Here is a 17,915-nt window from a genome sequence, read left to right on the forward strand (position 1 = left end):
AACCGGGGGCTTTTGGCAACGGGCTTGGCTGGAACCTCGCGCGTCGCACTCACCGGCTGGAAACCGGCAAGGACCTCACATCCCCGAGTGTAACGGATCGCGAAAGACAGTCAAGCAAAACCCAACCACTTCTTGGTTTGGACGCTAGATATGTCTATCGCGCAACGTTCGGTTGCTGGCGAGGGTCAAGCACACCCTCAGATTACCCCGCCGATTGAGACCGACTCTGCCGCCCTTGTCGCATTTCAATGCGACACGACCAATTTGCCGTGGGTCGTCTTCCGGGCTGCATTCAGGGCTTCCCACGTCGAAGGCCTTCCCCAGCGTGCTCGCGCACTCCTCTCAGCGCTTGCTCGTACCGTTGACGCACAACGTCCCTACGCATCGATTTTCGCCCGTCGCGAGTTGCTGACCGGTCGTGCCATGGTTTCCATGCGGACTCTCTATCGCAGTCTGGACGACCTCGAGTCCGCAGGACTCATTGAACGCAAAACCCAAACACGCTACGTCGAAGCGGGTCTTTTCGGCCGCGCTTATCTGCACCTCACGGAGCGTGCAGCCGCCCTCCTTGGCTTCGTTCAACCCCAAGCAGCGTCGCAACAGTTCACCGCACAGGAACAAGCTGAACCCGCTTCCTCCGCGGCAAACTGGATCTCCACTGATGCTCCGAAAACTGAAACTGCCGGATCCTCATTTAACTCCCCGTGTGCCAACCTGGCAGACGGTGCTATATATAAGGATCTTTCCCCTGCTTCTATTCAAAAGAGACAATCAGGGGAAGTGCCAGCGGATCTCCAGCGTCTGAAGGCACTGGGTTTCTCTGATTTCCTGATTTTCAAACTGATGCGGATCGCCCGCGAAAACGGTAAGTTCCTCTCAGATGTCGTTGAGGTCGTCTGGGAACACCTGAAGTCCGCTCGCACACCAATCAACTATCTTGGTGCCCTGCTTCGCAGCCCAGTCGATTTTGGCCATCAGCTCCGCCTGAAACAAGCTGCTCGAGTTGAAACGCAGCAGCGCATCACCCTGGCGAACCAATCCGACGCAGCCGCAAAGGAACATGCAGGCCAGGTCTTCGAAAGCGCGGATGGACACATGCGCTATTCGATCGACTCGACCGGCGAGCACATGACTGTGCGTAGCATCGATGAAGGTGTTGAGCGTCAAGCTACGCACTGGAAGGAAGGTTTCGTTCAAGCACTGACGGCCGGCCGCATTCGCCGTGTGGCGAATGCCGTCGCTCAACCGGTCGTCACCTTTGACGAGAAGCCAGCGGTAACCGAAGCGATTCGGAGCCATATCTCTGGATTGCGTTCTCTGCTGCGCATGCGGACACAGGTGCAAGCGCCTTGACGAAGCAAAAAAGCGGGTCGTTGGACCGTCTCGATGCTGCCTGCCACCCGCGGTCAACTTTGCCTTCGACATCGGAGCACTCGAGCCTCACCAAAAGAAGCCGAATCGCCTTGCCCTTCCCATACCCAGCTAGCTCACGAACTAGGCGAAGGTAGTTGGTGTCGATTTCCTCATCTTCGCAAAAAGCGATAAAGGTGAATGGAACAAAAACACCGATGTTTCGCTCGGACTCGCGCCACGCACACAGCCCACGTCGAATCTCGTGCGCTCCTGTGCTCCCCACCAAGACGGACCGACGACCGAACCGTTGTAGGTCCGTCAGATTATCTAAGTGACATTAATGGCGACGTCACTCCGTTGATCAAGCTGCAAGCCTCAACCCCGAACCAGTATTTCGACGTGAGCCACTTCTGCACTGTCAGACAATGATCCACTGCCGCGTCGACGCATTTCGATCGAAGCGTTGCTCGTTGTGCAAGGCGGGGAGGGCGCCCGGGCAAAGCAAGTGCGAGCCGGAGATCACCATCGCTTCGCCGACCTTCCAGCAAACTTGAAAAAGGTCCAATGATTGTTCTCACACTGAGCACTCAGTTGTTCCAGTAGCATTCAAACCAAACGTTAGCACTCCTAATTTATATCACGGGTTAGCCATGACCCGCGACTCAGTCTCGACATCTATCTTTGAAATCCGATTCGCTCGGTAGGCCAAAATAAGAATGGCGAAATAGAGGTCAGGGATGCACTCCCCGACCACGGTACGTGAGGTCATGGTTACGATGCTTGAGCAAGGGACCTTGGTGCGCCGGATCGACAGGGCTGGGACCCATGGTCGTTCATCTGTCAACCGGGGATATTGAACCGTTACGCCGCGTTGCCCAAATATTGTCGAGGTTGATCCGGGCAATTCGCTTCCAGTAGGAATCCCTGAATATCCGTACATGCCTTGTACAAATTCGAAAGACTGGACGTTGATGCATCCGATTTCCTTCGCTTGCACGTGCTCGTAGATGATCGCGCTGTGCACATTGTTCTGCCGACGCTTGAGAACCGTGTCCTGACCAAATGTTTCCCGGCAGCGGTCAATCACGCGAATCACTTCGCAGTCGACCGGTACCACGGTCAAGAACGTGTACCTGGCAGACTTCAGTTCAGTACCAGATTGGCAGCGGCGTTCCGTCGCTCCCTTGATCATGAGAGGGGAGAGAGGGCAACGCCCGCTCTTCCCCCATGCCGTCAGACATTGTTAGACCAGACGCTGATGCTCTGGGGGAGAGGCTAAGTATGGGGTACATCGGCTGGGAGTACATCGGCTGCGGGTGGCTTGCCTGCTGCGCCTAGCGCGAACCTTATTACGATTGTTGCGGCGCCTCCGGAATCGGACTGCTGTACGCCAGAGCCGGGTTCGATTGGATGACAGAATTGAAGTCAACGCCGCGGCCCGTATGTACGATGTGCGGTTGCTGGGCCGGCGCTTGGGACTGATGGATCATCCTTTGTGGCGCCATCGCGGGGTTACATGCCGGTTGAGTTGGGGGATACGTCGGCGGATAGACCTGCTACTGCTGAAGATGCTGGGCGGGCATCCACGGAACCTGCACATGCTGGCGCTGGACCTCGCGTTCAGCCATGACCCTCTCGTGAGGGGCTGCTTGAGCTACGACCGTCGTCGCCGCAGGAGCGGTCGCTAAAGATCGCGTAACCGGAGCAGGTGAATGTACGGTACATTGGCACAGAGCAACCGGAACCGGTACCGCACAACGAGGCAAACGTCTTGCCATGGCCCAGCATCGCGGATAAGTTCTGTCTATCCGTAGCTGGCGAACTGCGCAAGGCGAAGCGGACAAAAGCGCCTGCTGCCTAAGATCCGGTGTCGCGCTGGACACGAAGATCGAGTTCAAAGATCTACGATTCGCGGCCCGGGCGATCATCCCCGTCGTCCTCTCCCCGCGAGCGGCGCTTTGTAATCGGAGCGTTCCGTCGACGTCGGGTTGACGACGTCGGCACACTCGTAACTCGAAGGGTGGGCGGCCATGTATCGATTCGAAGAGTACGATCTGATCATCGACGCGCGCTGCGAGCGGGAATATGCGGAGGATCATATCCCCGGCGCAATCAACCTTCCGGTCGTCAACGACGACGAATACGCGGAAGTAGGAACCTTGCATCGGACCGACAAGATGCAGGCGTATCTGATCGGTGTGGAGTATTCGCTCAAAAATATTGCGCGCCACCTCGAGAGCGTGATCGCGAAGCGCTCTCGACGTGACAGAATCTTGGTGTACTGCTTTCGTGGTGGGAAGCGGAGCCGTCTATGGTTCGACGCTCTCGACACGATCGGTTACAAAGTACAGCGGTTGCCAGGAGGCTGGAAGGGGTATCGTCGTTGGGTCAACGAGCAACTGGAAACTTACCCACGGGAGTTTTCCTATGTAGTGCTTTCCGGTCCGACCGGCTGCGGGAAAACGCGTCTGCTCTACCAACTCGAGACCGAAGGCGCACAGGTGCTCGACCTCGAAGCGATCGCCGCTCATCGTGGCTCGGTGATCGGAGCGATACCTGGAGTTCCACAACCGACTCAGAAGTACTTCGACAGCTTGCTCCTCCATGTGCTTTCCAGGTTTTCCAGCGAGCGTACTGTCTGGGTCGAAGCCGAAAGCAAGAAGATTGGCGATGTCCAGCTACCACCAGCGCTGCTCGAAACAATGCACTCGAAAGGGGCGCTCCTGCAGGTGAGCGCTCCCATGGCAGAACGCGTGCGGCTTTGGCGCGAAGACTACGCGCATTTCGAAAGCGATCCGGATGCGCTGGTCGAGCGGCTTGCTTATCTGCGTAGCCTAGTCGGCGGAAAGGAATTTGACCTCTGGCGTGGTTTGGCTGGAAGCCGAAAGATCCCCGAATTGTTCGAACGACTAATGATTGCTCACTACGATCCCTCATACTCGCGTTCGATGAAGCGGAACTATCAGATGCTCACTGATGTGCCTCGTATCGAACTTCATGACCTGCGACCGGCTGCGTTGAATAACTGCGCTCGGAATCTGATCAGTCGCTTTGGTTGATCTTGCACAATATATAACCGAGTTGTCTGACTGCGCCTTACCGTTCTGTATTTATTTCCGATCTTATCTATTTCGCATATACCGGTAATTTTTATTCGCTGAAAAATACCTTCCGAAATCGCCATGTTCTGGAGGATATTTCGGAATGTAACAGAGGTGGTGCGCCGCAATATTGCAGCGGTATTTTCATACAAGTATCTCTCGCTCCTGCCATCCCCGATAAGCAGTCGGTATCGCAAAGGTGCTTCGGTTTCTCTTTAGCGAGGTAGGACGGGGAAAGGTGTGCGCTGGTGGCGCCTATGCCAAGCTGAGCAGAGTCTGGAGGACGCGCACGTCAGTTCACGGACCCGCGAGACTGCGTCGATCTTCATGAGGAGCGACGCCTGTACGTCGCTAGTCGGCTATGTCGCGACTGCCGACTGCTGCGGCATCGGCACCAAACTGTTGGGGAGAAACTATGAGCCAGTCAATCAGCATTGTTTGCCCGGTCTGCGGAACCGTATTCGGTGATGACCCATGGGAATGCTTGCAAGAAGACGAGGTTCATCAAATGACGTGTCAGACATGTCGGGCCACCTTTTTCACGAGTCTGTTCGAATGCGAGGCCTGCGTGACGGACAACGTAATTACCTCCATGTCATCCAAGGCGTGCCTCGATCGCACGTGCAGAAAGTGTGGCCATCACCCTGACGCGATCGGTGAGGACTATGAAGAATCTCTTGTTTGAACGTCATATCGGCGTGTTGACCGAACAAATCGGTATTCGGCTGTATCGCGTTGCTACCGGGTTTGTCGCCGAGCGGTTTGTCGTTCAGGGAAATCAGATGGTTGCCGTGCAGGTCCTTCCGATGTTTGCTCTCGCTGATTTTGAGGGCTTCGCGTCGTCCGATCCACATTATCCAATGATGAAGGCCATTTATGGCGAAGTACGCCAGTTGGTGTGGGGAAGCTAAAGGTTAGCGAAGCACTTTGAGCAGGGCGGCAGTTATGGAATTGGGCGTTGATGATCTCCTGAATGCAGCTGACGAGATGGAATTGATTCCACTCGTCAAACGCGCCGTTCAGAATCACGGAGCCGACTGGTTTGTATTCGTCACCTTGCATCCTTCCGACCATTCTGACAGTCGGTCAACCTACCGATTCCTGATCGGCTGTCGCCCCGAGTGGTGCCAGTTGTATAACGCAAACCGCTGGTATCTGACGGATCCGTGCCTGGAATATGCGCGCTCGAACACGGCACCCTTGTTAGGCTCCGCGATACCGGTTCGAACCGCGGGACAGCAGCGCATGCTTGTAGTTGCCGCGGAGTATGGATTCCGCAGCGGCTATGTCGTCCCTGTTCACACGAGCGAAAGAGGGCGCATCGGTGTTCTTTATCTCGGATCCGACCGCCCACCAGAACAGATGGAACCGCGATTCCACGAAGCACGCCCATTTCTCCGCGCGTTGGCTATGGAACTACTCGAGTGGTCGTCTGGAGCAGTGAGAGAAGAGACTTTACAGGCAACCGGCCTGACGCACGAAGAGCTTCGGCTCCTGGAGCTGGTAAAGACCGGTTTCACCGCGACAGATATCGCCACCGAACTGCAGGTATCGTCCATGACGGTCTATCGCCAATTCCAACGCATCAACGAAAAGCTTGGTGTTGCACGCATCACCGCAGCGGTGAAATTCGCGGAGGAGCATGACCTCCTCGCGTGAGAAACCTGGATGGTACTGGTTGTCGTCGACGCTGCCGGCTTCAGCCATCGTTGCGTTTCAGTATGATCAGCCGTGGGTGTACCTCGGTTGTATGATAGCTGCAATTCTTGTCTTCGATGCGATACTGGGTGAGCATGTTGCCATAGAGAACCAAAAAGACGACATGGCATCGACGAGCATCGCTGTTCCTGTCGGCTTCATCTGTTTGTGGTTGCTCGCGGTCCTGGATTCCACCGCCCGAATCAAGCGCGTCGCTGTGATGGAGTTTGTGGGCCTTACAGTTGTATCAGGCGTTCTAGGCGCGTTTGCAATGGCGCACATTCACGAAGTGATGCATCGCGATAGTCGCTGGGGAAGAAGGGCTTCCGATATAGCGATGACTCTCGCAGGCTACCCACATTATCGTTTGGTACACGAACTGCATCACGCACATGTGGGCGATCCCCAGTTTGGGTCAACTGCCCCCATCGGCCTGTCACTTTGGAGACACGTAGGACGCTCCTTCGGCAATTCGCTTACGGCGGTTCTTGCTGACGATCGCCGACGACTATCTCAAGGGCGAAAGCGCAGGCTTTCGTTTCCTGTGTCGATGTGGCTCGAAACGGTGGTGGTATTCGCGTATCTTTGTGGCCCTCGCGGCTTACTGTTCTATGTGGGGCAGTGTGCGATTTCCATTTTTGTTGTCGAAACGATCGGCTATATACAGCACTACGGCCTCGTTGATGGTGGCGATCCTGTCGCCTGGAACGCCCATTCGTGGCTGTCAAATCGACTGTTCGTGAATAACGGTCTTCACGCCCATCATCACCTCGAACAAACACTCTCTTATGAGCGCCTCAAGTGCGGTACTGCAATACTGCCCGCTGGCTACATGCACATGTTCTTCCTGGCGCTCATTCCACCCCTCTGGTTCTCGATCATGAACCACCATCAGAAATGCTGGCGAAGCGCCATAGCACTAACGAGTATGGAAAGCAAGAATAAACGTGCATCTTGAAGTTGTCAGGGGGTTTAAGCGAGAGTGTCAGTGTGGTGTCGATTCAGTGTTGCCTTCGACGAAGCATTTGACAAATAGCACGATAGTGCGTGACAAGAGGCGGGAATGGGTGACGTCGTTCGCTCACAGTGTCGACTACCCAAGGAACTAAACGACTGGCTGGCCGAGCGCGCAAAGCATGAGTCGCGCTCGAAGAATGCACAACTGATCGTTGAGCTTCGTGCGCGTCGCGCCGAGGTAGAGGGGAGGGGGCTGGACTTCTCCCTGCACGAATCTCTCGACTTGCGTACCTGATTGAATCGCGTCCGTTACTGCAGCTGATGTTTGGCGGTGAGGCGGTTGCGAAAGTTCAACATACAGTGAGTCGCGAGTTGTGTTTCCGCAGCGGCTGCGCACGGTAACGTTCCTGCAGACGCTTCATTCGCGACGCTTGATACGACCTCACTGTGATGGCACTTACTTGTCACTAGCGAGCAGTGCCTGAAGTCGCTTTGCGACCGTATCCATTTCTTTGGGAGTCAGGAGGTTCCGCAGGCCGATGTGCCCTAAAACCAGGGAGAGTTGCTCGGTAGTCAGAGGCGCCACCTTCGCCGGTGCTGCCTCGTCGCCCGGAGTTGATAGGGCGTTACTGAGCTGTGCCACCAATTCGGCATTTAAAGACCGCCCGCTGGCCGCAGCTGCCGCTTTAAGTTGAAGGTAGACCGGCCACGGCAGCCGGAACTGGGAGCGAAATGTGTCATCCATAGGTGCAACATTTGACACTACGTAGACACCGACGTATAGTGACATAACGTGTCACGCGTAGTGACATTCGATTTAGGTGCCACTTCGCGCAGACTGCCGGCAGAGGTCGATCGATGCGCCCAACTCGTGAACGAAGTAAAGCAACTGATCGCTGCCGACTAGGGCGCAAGCAACGCGAGGAACGATTCGCGGATGGAAACGAGCGCTAGATACGGTTGATGTCGTCGTTGACACATCGGCATTAGCCGACCATTACGCAGCAGCTATTGAGGAAACATGCATGGCTATTCTCATTCAAGCGCAGGCACTTTGCATCGCTGCAACTCATTCGCGATGCTTGTCAGCCCCTGCGCGCAACCGTCCAAGACTGCGTTTTAAAGCGTTGCCGGTGCTCATTGATAGAGGCTCGGATCAACCGCCGAAGTTTTCGAGGTTGTCATGTTGTCGGTAGATTTCAATCTCCTCGCACAACAGTGTGCTCCGACTGTTCATCCGATCACACTGCAAGCGATCGTCCGTACTGAGTCCGGTTTCAACCCCTATGCGATTGGCATTGTTGGTGGGCATCTCGTGCATCAGCCCCACAATCGCGGGGAAGCTGTTGCGACTGCTATAGCACTTGACGCGCGCGGCATCAACTTCAGCTTGGGGCTTGGCCAGATCAACAAGGCCAACTTGACCCGCTACGGCCTGACCTACGAAACCGTATTCGACATGTGCGCGAATCTGCACGCTAGCGCGGAGATCCTGAGTCGCTGCTACGCCACTGCCACTGAGACTATACGGACCGGGGGGAGGGCGATGGGCGCCGCAATCAGCTGCTACTACAGCGGCAACTTCACGCGCGGATTTGTCGCCGATTTCGATGGCGAGAGCTACGTTCACCGCGTGTCGGCAAACGCACAGCAAGCGGACGGTCAGGCAAACGTTGTACCGGCGATTCCAGTCGTTATGAATCGGTCGTTGGCAACGAAGCCGTCTCCGCCGCAGCCGAATCAAGTGCGCCGGGCGACAACATCTGGGGTCGAAGAGGGAAGTGACCCCGCCTCACGCAAACATCCGTCGTGGGACGCCTTTGGGGATTACGCGTGTGACGGTGACTCGTGCGAATGATGTGAATCCGCCGCCGGGTGGCGGTTGAACGATGGCAACCAGATGGAGGAATCATGTTTCACGGGATCAAGCTCAAATATATTGAATCAGTACAACTGAGAAAATATCCGGTGTACGTTGCTATGTGTCGTGCCGCAAGCCATATGCGGATGACATTCGCTCTTGCCTGCATCATTGGGCCGCAGCTGGCTTTCGCCAGCGGTCTAGACTCGGCGACGCAGGGCGCAAGCACGTTCAAAACTTGGCTCTACACGATTCTTGGAATCATCGCCTCCTGTGTGATGCTCTGGAAGGGCGCGGAGTGCTGGGCGGATCGCGCGCACTGGGCCGAATTCGTCACGCTGGGCGGCAAGGTCGCGGTGGTAGGCGCGGTGGTCGGTACTCTCGCGCCGTACTTGTGGAACCTCTTTACCTGAGCGCGCGCCATGTCGGATGAGAAAGTCCGCTATCCAGGCTTCAACGGACTGGGCCGCACGGCCAGCATCTGGGGTGTGCCCTACATGGCGATGCTCGTGGTCGTCGTGTCTTCCATGCTGCTCGCGATGTTCGTCGGGTTCTTCCTTGGACCGGGTGGACTCGCCTTTGTCTTTCTCGGAGGGCCGGTACTTCTGTATTTCAAGAAGGTGTGCGAAACCGACGATCAGGGACTGCGCATCATGTGGCTCGAGATGCGCTGTCGCTTTTACTTCCTGATGCAGAAGCTTCGCGCGTCCATCAACGCGAACCGCGCCGCTCCGCGCTTTGGAAACACGCTGACACTGGCGCCGCTCCGTTACGGACGCCAGCAAAAGGTCTTTCGGGACTTTCTCAGCCCATTACCACGCGGCACGCGTCGTATGCGTGAGCTCGATCTGGAAGAGTCATGAGACAGAAGCCCGCAGTTTCTAGTGAGATTCTCGGTGGCCTCGGCGCCGTTGAGGACTGGCTGCCAGGGTTTGGTCATCCGGTCACGAAGCACGTCCAGCATCTCGAAGGCAACCGCTTTTTGGTGACGCTCGCGATGAGTGGTGTGCCCTTTGAGGTGCACGACAATCCGGCGCTCGAACGCATCTTCGACCGTGACACAGAAACGTACAGCAAACTTGGGCGCGATCTGGGCGGCCGGCTCGGCTACTGTACGACGTTCGCCCGCCGCAGGGTGAATTTTGACCGTGTCTACCGCTTTAAACAGCGCTTCATGCAGTGGTTCGCGCATGAATACATCGGGCACTTCAACAATGACCGGTTTTACGAGAACCGCTACTACCTCTCGCTGATCCTGAAGTATGAGGATTTCGACGATGGCCTGAAGGAAATCGAATCGCTCACAAAGCAGGCGGTGCTGCAGTTCGCCGACTACGAGGCAGCGCCGCTTGAGGTGTATCCGTGCACGCACATGAACGGCTCGCAGATGCTGTTCTCGAAGCAGTACGGCTTCATCAGCGATCTCATCAATGCGGCATGGACTGACGTGCCGGTCGCGGCGGAGCCGGGTAACGACCTCATCCCGTCCAGCTATCTGCATTTCGGCTACAGCACGGTGGCGATCCGTGGGCCCGGGGTTATGGCAGGACGGCAGTTTGCAACCTGCCTTGACTTGCGAGGCTTTCCAGACAAGCCGGGGTGGGGTCAATTGAACCCGTTGCTCACGCTGCCAATGGAGTTCACGATTACCCAATCGTTTAACTGCCTGACCGGGTTCGATGCGAACCGCGCGATCGATTCGGCTATCAACAAGCTGGAGTCCGCCGGCGACAAGGCGGAGCATCAGCGCAAGGAGCTGCGCCAGGCCCAAGGATATGTGAACACGGGCGAGCTCAGCTTCGGGGAATTTCACGGCGCGGCCGTGATTTATGGCGAGACGGCGAAGGAAGCGATCTCAAACGGCGATCTGTTCGTATCCCGCTCGCGCAATGAATGCGGCGTCGAATGGATGACCGCCACCGGCTCGGCGCCGTTCACGTACTTTTCCCAGGTGCCAGGCGCAAAGGTCAAGCCGCGGCCCAAGGTGCAGTCCTCACGCAATCTCGCTTCGATGAATGCGTGTCACGACTACTCGACAGGCAAGGCGGAGGGCAATCCTGTCGGCGATGGCTCGGCGATCATTCCGTTTCGCACGAAGGCGAACAACGTCTACAACTTCAATTTTCACGCAACGCGCCTAGGTGACGTCAACGTGGCCGAGCGACTGGCCGGCCATACCGAGGTGAAGGGCACGACAGGCACTGGCAAGACAACCCTCGTTGCCTCGGCTGTTTCCCTGCTCATGCGCTTCGAGCCGCTGCTGTTTGTGTTGGACAAGGGGCGGGGCTGGGAGCCAACTGTTCGCATGCTGGGCGGGGCGTATGTCTACGTGGAAAAGGGCGCGCCGACTGGGTGGGCACCGTTTCAGTTAGCTGATACCGCGGAAAACCGGGAATTTCTCTACGGCCTCGTGGAGCTGTGCGGCCGCAAGAGCGGCCACGATCATCAGGACAGACCCATCAAGACTGACCTGACCGCAACCGAGAAAACCCATTGCCGTACCGCCGTCGACGCGGTCATGGATATTGAGGACGTGCGGCTGCGTCGCTTCAGCCTTCTGCTGGACAGCATCCCGGACGAGGGCGACGACTGCCTACGCGCGCGCCTGTCGATCTGGTGCAAGTCGGAAAACGGCCGGTTCTGGTGGGTGTTCGACAACCCGCCCAACCTTTTGCTGAACCTCACCGAGCAGCGTTGTATCGGCTTTGATGTCGAGGCGTTCCTCGTGGAGAACTATGAGCCGTCAGAGCCGGTGTTCGCGTGGCTCTTTCACTTGAAGAGGCTCATGCGGAAGGAGGGTGCGCTGATGGCGACCGTTATTGAAGAATACTGGTTGCCCATCCGTTTTCGCACGATCCGTCAACAGATCGAGGAAACGCTGGCGAGCGGGCGCAAGGAAGGTGAATTCATGATTGTGCTCACACAGCAGCCGGAACAGGCCCAGAAGGCGGCCGACCTGTATCCGGCGCTGCGCAGCCTAATCGCGACGAAGATGTACCTTGCCGATCCAGCCGCCGAAGAGGCGCCATATCTGCGCGATGGCCAGACAAAGAAGGAATTTCAGGAATTCAGGAAACTGACGCCGCAATCACGTGGTGTCCTGATCAAGCAGGGCAATCAGTCTGCCTTCGCCATTTTCGACCTGCGCGGTATGGACGATGCGATTGCCGTGTTTTCGGGCGACCGGGAAAACGCCCTGATTCTCGATGGCGTGCGCGCCGACGTTGGCGATGACCCCGATGTATGGCTGCCGGTCTATCTGTTCCGCGTATTCGAGCGCAAGCAGCGCACGCGCCTGATCGCAAAACACGGCATGGACGATACGCAGTGGAACGATGAACTGACCGTGGCACTCATGCGCAAGCGTGCGGAGCTCGAAGCAGTCTATGGTCGCCTCTCGCACGTCATGTCGGAAGGGGCAGCGGCCTGAACCTCAAACAGAATGGAGACATCCATGAAACCTGTGATTGTCGTATCGAGCGCCATCCGGGGACTGACGCGCCGCGGCCTTCCAGTCGTCGCCCTTCTTTGCGTTGGACTGACCGCGCACGCACAGGGGGTACCGACCATCTCGCCCGCGGAACTCGCGCAGCAGATGGAGATGGTGCAGAAGCTCGTCCAGCAGATCCAGAATCAGGAGGACCAGATCCGGGCCATCACCGGCAATAGCGGCCTGGGGACGATCGCGAACAATCCGGCGCTACGCAGCTACCTGCCCGAGGAGTGGCAGGACATCTATTCGCAGGCTAGGGCTGGCAGCCTCTCGGGCATTAGTTCGTCCATGCAGACCATCGAGCAGCAGGAGGGCATGACCGGGGCGAGCACACCCGGCCAGCAGCGATACTACGACACACTCGCCGCCAACAAAGCGATGAACGAGCAGGCGTACTCGGCGATCATGGCGCGCTTCAGCAACATCCAGTCGCTCATGCAGCAATCGAACCTGACTCAGGATCCGACCGAAAAGGCCGACCTTCAGAACCGTCTGGCCGCTGAAGAGGCGATGGTGACAAATGACCAGACACGCCTGCAGCTCACTGCAAACCTACAGGGTCAAGAACTGAGGTTCGCAGAGGAGCAACGTGATCGAGAATTCGACAGCGCATTCTTGGGGAAAATCAATGGCCAATAAAGCACTTCTCGGAGCGATTATCTCACTGCTGGTTGTGATAGCAGGATATCTCGGATACCTGGCATGGGACCGTCGTCAGCACAACGTGCAGGAGGCGCAGCAACAACAGCAGGATCTTAAGTTCGACGCTTCACTTCTCGGAACGACCCCGGAGAAACTGGCAGCTGAACGCAAGGCGAAAGGTATCAATCCAGCAAGCGACGATGCCGAGGCGAGCGCGGCGGGGCTGAAATAGTTCTACTTGGTCATCCCCCTGAATGAAGCAGGAGCCATCCGTGGCAGTGATCCAGCTTTTCACGTCAATGACGAATTCGTTCGACCAGAACGTGCTGAACACGATCTCGTCCGGTTCGACGCGAATCATTTCGCTTATTTCGCCGCTGATGGCCGTGTGTTTCAGTATCTACGTACTCCTCGTCTGCTGGGGCTACTGGCAGGGCCGCAATGACGATCCGATCGATGACTTCATAAGGCGGGTGGTGACCTGGACATTCATCCTGACCTGTGGGATGAATATTCAGTTCTACGGCACCTATGTTGTTCCATTTTTCAATGGGCTGGGAGAGCAGCTCGCCGGCGCGTTGACCGATGGCGGCAACCCCGTGTCGGGGCTTGATAACCTGCTCAACGCCTATATCAACGCCGCACAGGCCATTTACCTGCAGGCGTCCGGCCTCAAGATCATTGCCGCCATTTGGACGATTGCGCTGATGGTTATTCTCGGCGCTCCTTTCATGGCGATTGCGATTGCATACATCATTCTCGCGAAATTCGCGCTCGGCTTGTTGCTCACCCTCGGGCCATTGTTCATTTCGGCGGCGCTTTTCCCGCCGGTGCGGCAGTTTTTCTGGAACTGGGTGGGGCAGTGCCTGAACTACGTATTGCTGGTCGCCCTTTTCGCGTCCGCATGCGCACTGCAGGTCAATTTCGCGATGAGTATCGTTCCACTAAACGGGTCTCCGTCCCTGGCGCAGGTCATCGAGCTTGACGTCATGGGGTTGTCGTTCTGGATCATTTCACTGAATCTGCCGGGGCTCGCCTCGTCCCTCGCCGGTGGGGTCGGCATTTCCACGATGGTGGGCAAGCTTGGGACAGTCGCCAGGCTCGCGACCGACCTCGGAAGGCTTGGTGGTGCTTGCAAGACGGCGACCGGTGGCAGCCTTCGCGAAGCGAGGTAACTAATGGTCCGGTTCCTTCCGCTGATGGCGCGGTGGTGGCTGATCGCCGCCGTGATAGCAACGATCGGTACGATCGTATCGATCAAGCTGTTGTATTGAACCCCTGAGAGAAAGGAAGGGACACGTGAAAGCTACGCATTCATACATCGCGGGAAAGATCCGGGCGATGGGCGTCGTTGCGTTGGCGGTGATGCTCGCGGGCTGCAGTTCACCCCCGAAACCCCCGGAGCCCACAGGCCAGTGGGTACCAGTGAACCCGACGACGGCGCAGGTGAGCCGGACACAACAGAGGTGAGGGTGGGATGTCAACCTTGATCAGGCGATGGATTGCCGCAGCGATGCCGGCGCGCGGGCGCAAGGCGGTGACTGCATCATCCGTTGTTCCGACCCAGCACGAGGCGCTCGATCTGGCTGACAACAATGTGGTGGGATGGTATCTGAAGCAGGCGCTCAAGTTCGAACGCTCAAAGGTGCAGGCCGCGGAGGAAAAGGCACGTATTGCTGACCGTCGGTCGGTGCTCTCAGCTGGCGTCGCCCTTGTCGCTGCTTTTGGAATGGGAGCATTAGGAATCCTAAAAAGACCGAACCCACCGGCCGTGTTGAGGGTTGACAACGCCACGGGGAAAGTGGAAGTCCTGCCTACCACTGCAGACGGTCATGTGAGCTTCGGGGAGAAGACTGATCGTCATGACCTCCACGCCTATGTTGTGCTGCGGGAGAGCTACGACTGGGAAACGATCGAGGACACCCACAAGGCTGTGACGGTGATGAGCGACGATCGCGAGAAGCAAATTTACGACACCTTCATCCGGGGGGCCGGCGGTCCGCTCAAGATTCTGAAAGACCAAGCACGGGTCATCGCTAGGGTCGGTTCCATCACGTTTGTCGGTTCGACCGCACAGGTCTTCTTTTCCAAACAACTGATTCCCCTGAACCCGGCGGCACAGCGTCCCGATCCGACGTTCTGGATCGCGACGGTAGCTTTCACGCGCGTGAACGTTCCCGAGAAGACCGACGAACAGGATATCGACCCGGACGGATTTCGCTGCACGAGTTACGAAGTTGCACGGGACTGGACACGAGCGCCTGCCGATACTTCGCCGGGCAGCGCAGCGTCGGCCGCTAACGCGCTTCCGTCGAGCGGAGGTGCCACATGAGAGTGCGCATCTCTCCCGCCCATTCCGTTTTTGCGCTCGCGACCGTGCTTGTGGGAGCCACTCCGGCATTTGCCCTCGAAACACCTCATAGTTGCGGCGGCGATCAGCATGTGCAGTGTGCGACCTATGACCCTGATCAGTCTTACCGCGTGGCGACTGCGGCGGGAAATGCCGTATTCATCCAGTTCGAGCCCGGTGAGCATGTGATCGACAATGGCGCCGGAATGGGCGACAGGAAAGCGTGGTCGCTTGGCATGAACGATAGCGGTGCTATGCTGAAGCCTCAGGCTCTGCAGCCGCAGACCAACTTCCTGATCGTGACGAACCGTCGCGTCTACGCGATATCGCTGGCCGACGCGACAGCGGCCCAGCCGGCCACATGGATATTGCGCTTCGATTATCCCGATACGCGCGCGAAAGCGGGCGCCGCGCAACTGCGCCGGGAGCAGGAAGTCACAGCGGCGCTCGGCGCCGCGTCACACGGGCCGATGCCGCGCGAGCCGATCCCCGGTGGCGGGGCTGCATCTATGGCGAGTTTGCAGGCGGTGGGCAATCCGGGCGTGCCGCCACAGGCGCCGGCGGGCGCGACCGCCAACGCGTCGAACATGCAGTACATGATGCGTGGCGATCGCGTACTTGCGCCGATCCTGCTGTGGGACGACGGGCGCTTTACCTATTTCAAGTATTCGACGACGCGCGATCTCCCGACGATCTTTGCGAAGCTGCCGGACGGCAGCGAGGCGACAGCAAACTACCACATGGAAGGCGATACCGTCGTCGTTCACGAGGTTTCGAAAGCGTTCGTCATTCGCTACGGGCAGTCGGTGCTTGGCATCCGCAATGACAGTTATTCGCCAGATGGTCGCTATGACGCTTCGGGCTCGTCCTTGCCGGGAACGGCGCGGCTCACGCGCGGACATGACATGTCCACCCCGACCCCGAATCCTGGCAACTGAGCTCTGCGCATATACAGATGAAAGAGCACAACGAAATCTCGAATGGCTCATCTCCCGATGTCGGGACGCAGCCTTCCCTTGAGCTTCCGGGGCGGCGCAAGACCCGAGCGGGCAAGATGCGGATCGCGCTGGTTGCGCTTGCCATGATCGCGCTCGGCGCGTCGGCGCTGACGATATACCTGCAGCGTGTGTTCCAGCAGCATGAGGAATCGAAAGCCGCAGATCTTAGAAAGCCAAAGGACTCGGGTATTAGTGACACCGGTACGGATATCGAGTCGCAGAAGGACCGCATCAAGCGCGACGAGGCAGCGCAGGCGAAGGCGGCGTCGGACGCAGCTGCCGCGGCGCTCGCCGCGTCCGTAGCACGCGCCGCGCTCGCCCAGCCCTCGGGTGCAGTGTCACAAGCCGGGACTGGGCAGGTGGCTAGCAACCAGGCGCAGCCGCTGACGCCTGCCGAGCGGCGTCTGTCGGGCGGTGTGCTTGCGCTTGTGAATGAGCGGGGCGTTGGCGGGACGGATGACGCTGGCGGCGGCGGATCCTTGGATGCTTCCGGACGCAGCGACCAGGCGAGCGCCAGAAATACTGGTGGTGACAATCAGGGCCTGGCGAGCATGGCGCGCTCGATGGGTCAGTCGGCCTTGCGCGGCCAGTCGGGTGCCGGCAGCACGCCGCGCGCGGAAACTGTCGACGCTAACGGCAACTCACTGGAGAAGTCTCTACAGCCGTCGAAGCTGCAACCAATGCAGGCCTCATTTCGGCCCAACCGTCACTACCTGATCAGCCGGAATACGATGATCCGCTGCGGGCAGGCGACGGCAATCCGGACCGACCGTCCGGGTCTGATCGGTTGCCCGATTGCCCAGGACGTCTGGTCCGACGACGGCACAACGCTGCTGGTGCGCAAGGGTGCGATTGCCAAGGGCGAGACGCGTGATGCCGTGATGCAGGGGCAGGGCGTGATCGGTGCGATCTGGGACGAGATTGACGATGGCGACGTACATATCCCGCTCAACTCACCGGCAACAGACACACTTGGGGCAGCAGGCATCCCTGCCTACGTCGACGAGCACTTCTGGCTACGTTTCAAGGGTGCGCTCACGGTCAGCCTGATCGGCGATTTCGGCCAGGCGCTCGCCAACAAGGCCACGGGCGCTGGCCAAACGATCACCTTCACGAACAGTTCGAACGCGACGCAGGAAGTGGCGGCCGAAACGTTGCGCTCCACGATCAACATTCCACCGACTGCGTATTCGAACCAGGGCTCCCTGATAAACATCTTTGTGGCCCGGGATATTGACCTGAGAAGTGTGTACGAAAACGTCGGCTTGGACGGCAACGAGGTTGGCAATACGCGCCGGCAATGATCGGAGGCGTGGCTTGACGATGTGGAACATATTGGCTTCCCGGAACGCTTCCCGCTGCGTGGCATCGAGCGGGGCGCGTTTGAGGCGTAGCTACTGTTCCGGACTACAGACAGTTGTTGCACGTTCTCGTGCAAGTTGAGTTACAGCCGTCATCGAGC

The 17,915-nt window shown here is 58.0% G+C and carries 17 protein-coding genes; 15 read left to right on the forward strand and 2 right to left on the reverse strand.

Annotated elements, in window-relative coordinates:
- Positions 1-150: 150 nt before the first annotated feature.
- Complete coding sequence (locus tag L0U84_RS42150) at positions 151-1,353, forward strand: Replication protein O (RefSeq protein ID WP_233860012.1); 1,203 nt, start codon at positions 151-153, stop codon at positions 1,351-1,353.
- 637 nt (positions 1,354-1,990) lie between these two features.
- Here L0U84_RS42150 and L0U84_RS42155 read toward each other — a convergent pair.
- Complete coding sequence (locus tag L0U84_RS42155; RefSeq protein WP_233860013.1) at positions 1,991-2,476, reverse strand: hypothetical protein; 486 nt, start codon at positions 2,474-2,476, stop codon at positions 1,991-1,993.
- A 907-nt stretch (positions 2,477-3,383) separates the two neighbouring features.
- Here L0U84_RS42155 and mnmH point away from each other — a divergent pair.
- The 4 genes from mnmH (at position 3,384) to L0U84_RS42175 (ending at position 7,110) form a co-directional block, all read left to right on the forward strand.
- Positions 3,384-4,412 (forward strand): tRNA 2-selenouridine(34) synthase MnmH, encoded by a 1,029-nt coding sequence (gene mnmH / locus L0U84_RS42160; protein ID WP_233860014.1) that lies wholly within the window; start codon positions 3,384-3,386, stop codon positions 4,410-4,412.
- A 707-nt stretch (positions 4,413-5,119) separates the two neighbouring features.
- Positions 5,120-5,365, forward strand: coding sequence for a hypothetical protein (locus L0U84_RS42165; protein ID WP_233860015.1), 246 nt, complete (start codon positions 5,120-5,122; stop codon positions 5,363-5,365).
- A gap of 34 nt (positions 5,366-5,399) precedes the next feature.
- A complete protein-coding gene (locus L0U84_RS42170) occupies positions 5,400-6,113 on the forward strand; it encodes a helix-turn-helix transcriptional regulator (protein WP_233860017.1) in 714 nt (237 codons plus the stop codon).
- A complete protein-coding gene (locus L0U84_RS42175; protein WP_233860018.1) occupies positions 6,097-7,110 on the forward strand; it encodes a fatty acid desaturase in 1,014 nt (337 codons plus the stop codon). The genes L0U84_RS42170 and L0U84_RS42175 overlap by 17 nt, the downstream gene beginning before the upstream one ends.
- Before the next feature lie 456 nt (positions 7,111-7,566).
- On the opposite strand, the gene L0U84_RS42180 is transcribed toward L0U84_RS42175, so the two are convergent.
- Positions 7,567-7,854 (reverse strand): Arc family DNA-binding protein, encoded by a 288-nt coding sequence (locus L0U84_RS42180; RefSeq protein ID WP_233860021.1) that lies wholly within the window; start codon positions 7,852-7,854, stop codon positions 7,567-7,569.
- Between the two features lie 438 nt (positions 7,855-8,292).
- On the opposite strand from L0U84_RS42180, the gene L0U84_RS42185 reads away from it, so the two are divergent.
- The 10 genes from L0U84_RS42185 to L0U84_RS42230 all read left to right on the forward strand — a co-directional run bounded on the left by L0U84_RS42185 (position 8,293) and on the right by L0U84_RS42230 (position 17,757).
- Positions 8,293-8,967, forward strand: coding sequence for a lytic transglycosylase domain-containing protein (locus tag L0U84_RS42185; RefSeq protein ID WP_233860022.1), 675 nt, complete (start codon positions 8,293-8,295; stop codon positions 8,965-8,967).
- Positions 8,968-9,020: 53 nt separating this feature from the next.
- Positions 9,021-9,383, forward strand: coding sequence for a hypothetical protein (locus L0U84_RS42190; protein WP_233860024.1), 363 nt, complete (start codon positions 9,021-9,023; stop codon positions 9,381-9,383).
- A gap of 9 nt (positions 9,384-9,392) precedes the next feature.
- The gene (locus tag L0U84_RS42195) at positions 9,393-9,833 is read left to right on the forward strand and encodes a VirB3 family type IV secretion system protein (protein WP_233860025.1); all 441 of its coding nucleotides are present in this window, start codon (positions 9,393-9,395) and stop codon (positions 9,831-9,833) included.
- A complete protein-coding gene (locus L0U84_RS42200; protein ID WP_233860026.1) occupies positions 9,830-12,400 on the forward strand; it encodes a transporter in 2,571 nt (856 codons plus the stop codon). Before L0U84_RS42195 ends, L0U84_RS42200 begins: the two co-directional genes overlap by 4 nt.
- A gap of 24 nt (positions 12,401-12,424) precedes the next feature.
- Entirely contained in the window at positions 12,425-13,102 is a 678-nt protein-coding gene (locus L0U84_RS42205; protein WP_233860027.1) for a type IV secretion system protein, read from the forward strand.
- Positions 13,092-13,337, forward strand: a complete 246-nt coding sequence (locus L0U84_RS42210) for a hypothetical protein (protein WP_233860028.1) — start codon at positions 13,092-13,094, stop codon at positions 13,335-13,337. The genes L0U84_RS42205 and L0U84_RS42210 overlap by 11 nt, the downstream gene beginning before the upstream one ends.
- A 67-nt stretch (positions 13,338-13,404) precedes the next feature.
- A complete protein-coding gene (locus tag L0U84_RS42215; RefSeq protein ID WP_233860378.1) occupies positions 13,405-14,280 on the forward strand; it encodes a type IV secretion system protein in 876 nt (291 codons plus the stop codon).
- Positions 14,281-14,582: 302 nt separating this feature from the next.
- Complete coding sequence (locus L0U84_RS42220) at positions 14,583-15,437, forward strand: virB8 family protein (RefSeq protein ID WP_233860029.1); 855 nt, start codon at positions 14,583-14,585, stop codon at positions 15,435-15,437.
- Positions 15,434-16,393 carry a TrbG/VirB9 family P-type conjugative transfer protein gene (locus L0U84_RS42225; protein WP_233860030.1) on the forward strand — a complete coding sequence of 320 codons (960 nt, stop codon included), beginning with the start codon at positions 15,434-15,436 and terminating at the stop codon, positions 16,391-16,393. The genes L0U84_RS42220 and L0U84_RS42225 overlap by 4 nt, the downstream gene beginning before the upstream one ends.
- A 17-nt stretch (positions 16,394-16,410) precedes the next feature.
- A complete protein-coding gene (locus L0U84_RS42230) occupies positions 16,411-17,757 on the forward strand; it encodes a TrbI/VirB10 family protein (RefSeq protein WP_233860031.1) in 1,347 nt (448 codons plus the stop codon).
- Positions 17,758-17,915: the final 158 nt, after the last annotated feature.

Origin of the sequence: Paraburkholderia sp. HD33-4 (assembly GCF_021390635.1) — a bacterium.
GTDB lineage: Bacteria > Pseudomonadota > Gammaproteobacteria > Burkholderiales > Burkholderiaceae > Paraburkholderia.

Coding starts and splice junctions, on each gene's coding strand:
- L0U84_RS42175 (WP_233860018.1), top strand. CDS start 6,097: ATGACCTCCTCGCGTGAGAAACCTGGATGGTACTGGTTGTCGTCGACG.
- L0U84_RS42210 (WP_233860028.1), top strand. CDS start 13,092: ATGGCCAATAAAGCACTTCTCGGAGCGATTATCTCACTGCTGGTTGTG.
- L0U84_RS42165 (WP_233860015.1), top strand. CDS start 5,120: ATGAAGAATCTCTTGTTTGAACGTCATATCGGCGTGTTGACCGAACAA.
- L0U84_RS42180 (WP_233860021.1), bottom strand. CDS start 7,854: ATGGATGACACATTTCGCTCCCAGTTCCGGCTGCCGTGGCCGGTCTAC.
- L0U84_RS42190 (WP_233860024.1), top strand. CDS start 9,021: ATGTTTCACGGGATCAAGCTCAAATATATTGAATCAGTACAACTGAGA.
- L0U84_RS42220 (WP_233860029.1), top strand. CDS start 14,583: ATGTCAACCTTGATCAGGCGATGGATTGCCGCAGCGATGCCGGCGCGC.
- L0U84_RS42150 (WP_233860012.1), top strand. CDS start 151: ATGTCTATCGCGCAACGTTCGGTTGCTGGCGAGGGTCAAGCACACCCT.
- L0U84_RS42185 (WP_233860022.1), top strand. CDS start 8,293: ATGTTGTCGGTAGATTTCAATCTCCTCGCACAACAGTGTGCTCCGACT.
- L0U84_RS42215 (WP_233860378.1), top strand. CDS start 13,405: ATGACGAATTCGTTCGACCAGAACGTGCTGAACACGATCTCGTCCGGT.
- mnmH (WP_233860014.1), top strand. CDS start 3,384: ATGTATCGATTCGAAGAGTACGATCTGATCATCGACGCGCGCTGCGAG.
- L0U84_RS42200 (WP_233860026.1), top strand. CDS start 9,830: ATGAGACAGAAGCCCGCAGTTTCTAGTGAGATTCTCGGTGGCCTCGGC.
- L0U84_RS42225 (WP_233860030.1), top strand. CDS start 15,434: ATGAGAGTGCGCATCTCTCCCGCCCATTCCGTTTTTGCGCTCGCGACC.
- L0U84_RS42195 (WP_233860025.1), top strand. CDS start 9,393: ATGTCGGATGAGAAAGTCCGCTATCCAGGCTTCAACGGACTGGGCCGC.
- L0U84_RS42230 (WP_233860031.1), top strand. CDS start 16,411: ATGAAAGAGCACAACGAAATCTCGAATGGCTCATCTCCCGATGTCGGG.
- L0U84_RS42205 (WP_233860027.1), top strand. CDS start 12,425: ATGAAACCTGTGATTGTCGTATCGAGCGCCATCCGGGGACTGACGCGC.
- L0U84_RS42170 (WP_233860017.1), top strand. CDS start 5,400: ATGGAATTGGGCGTTGATGATCTCCTGAATGCAGCTGACGAGATGGAA.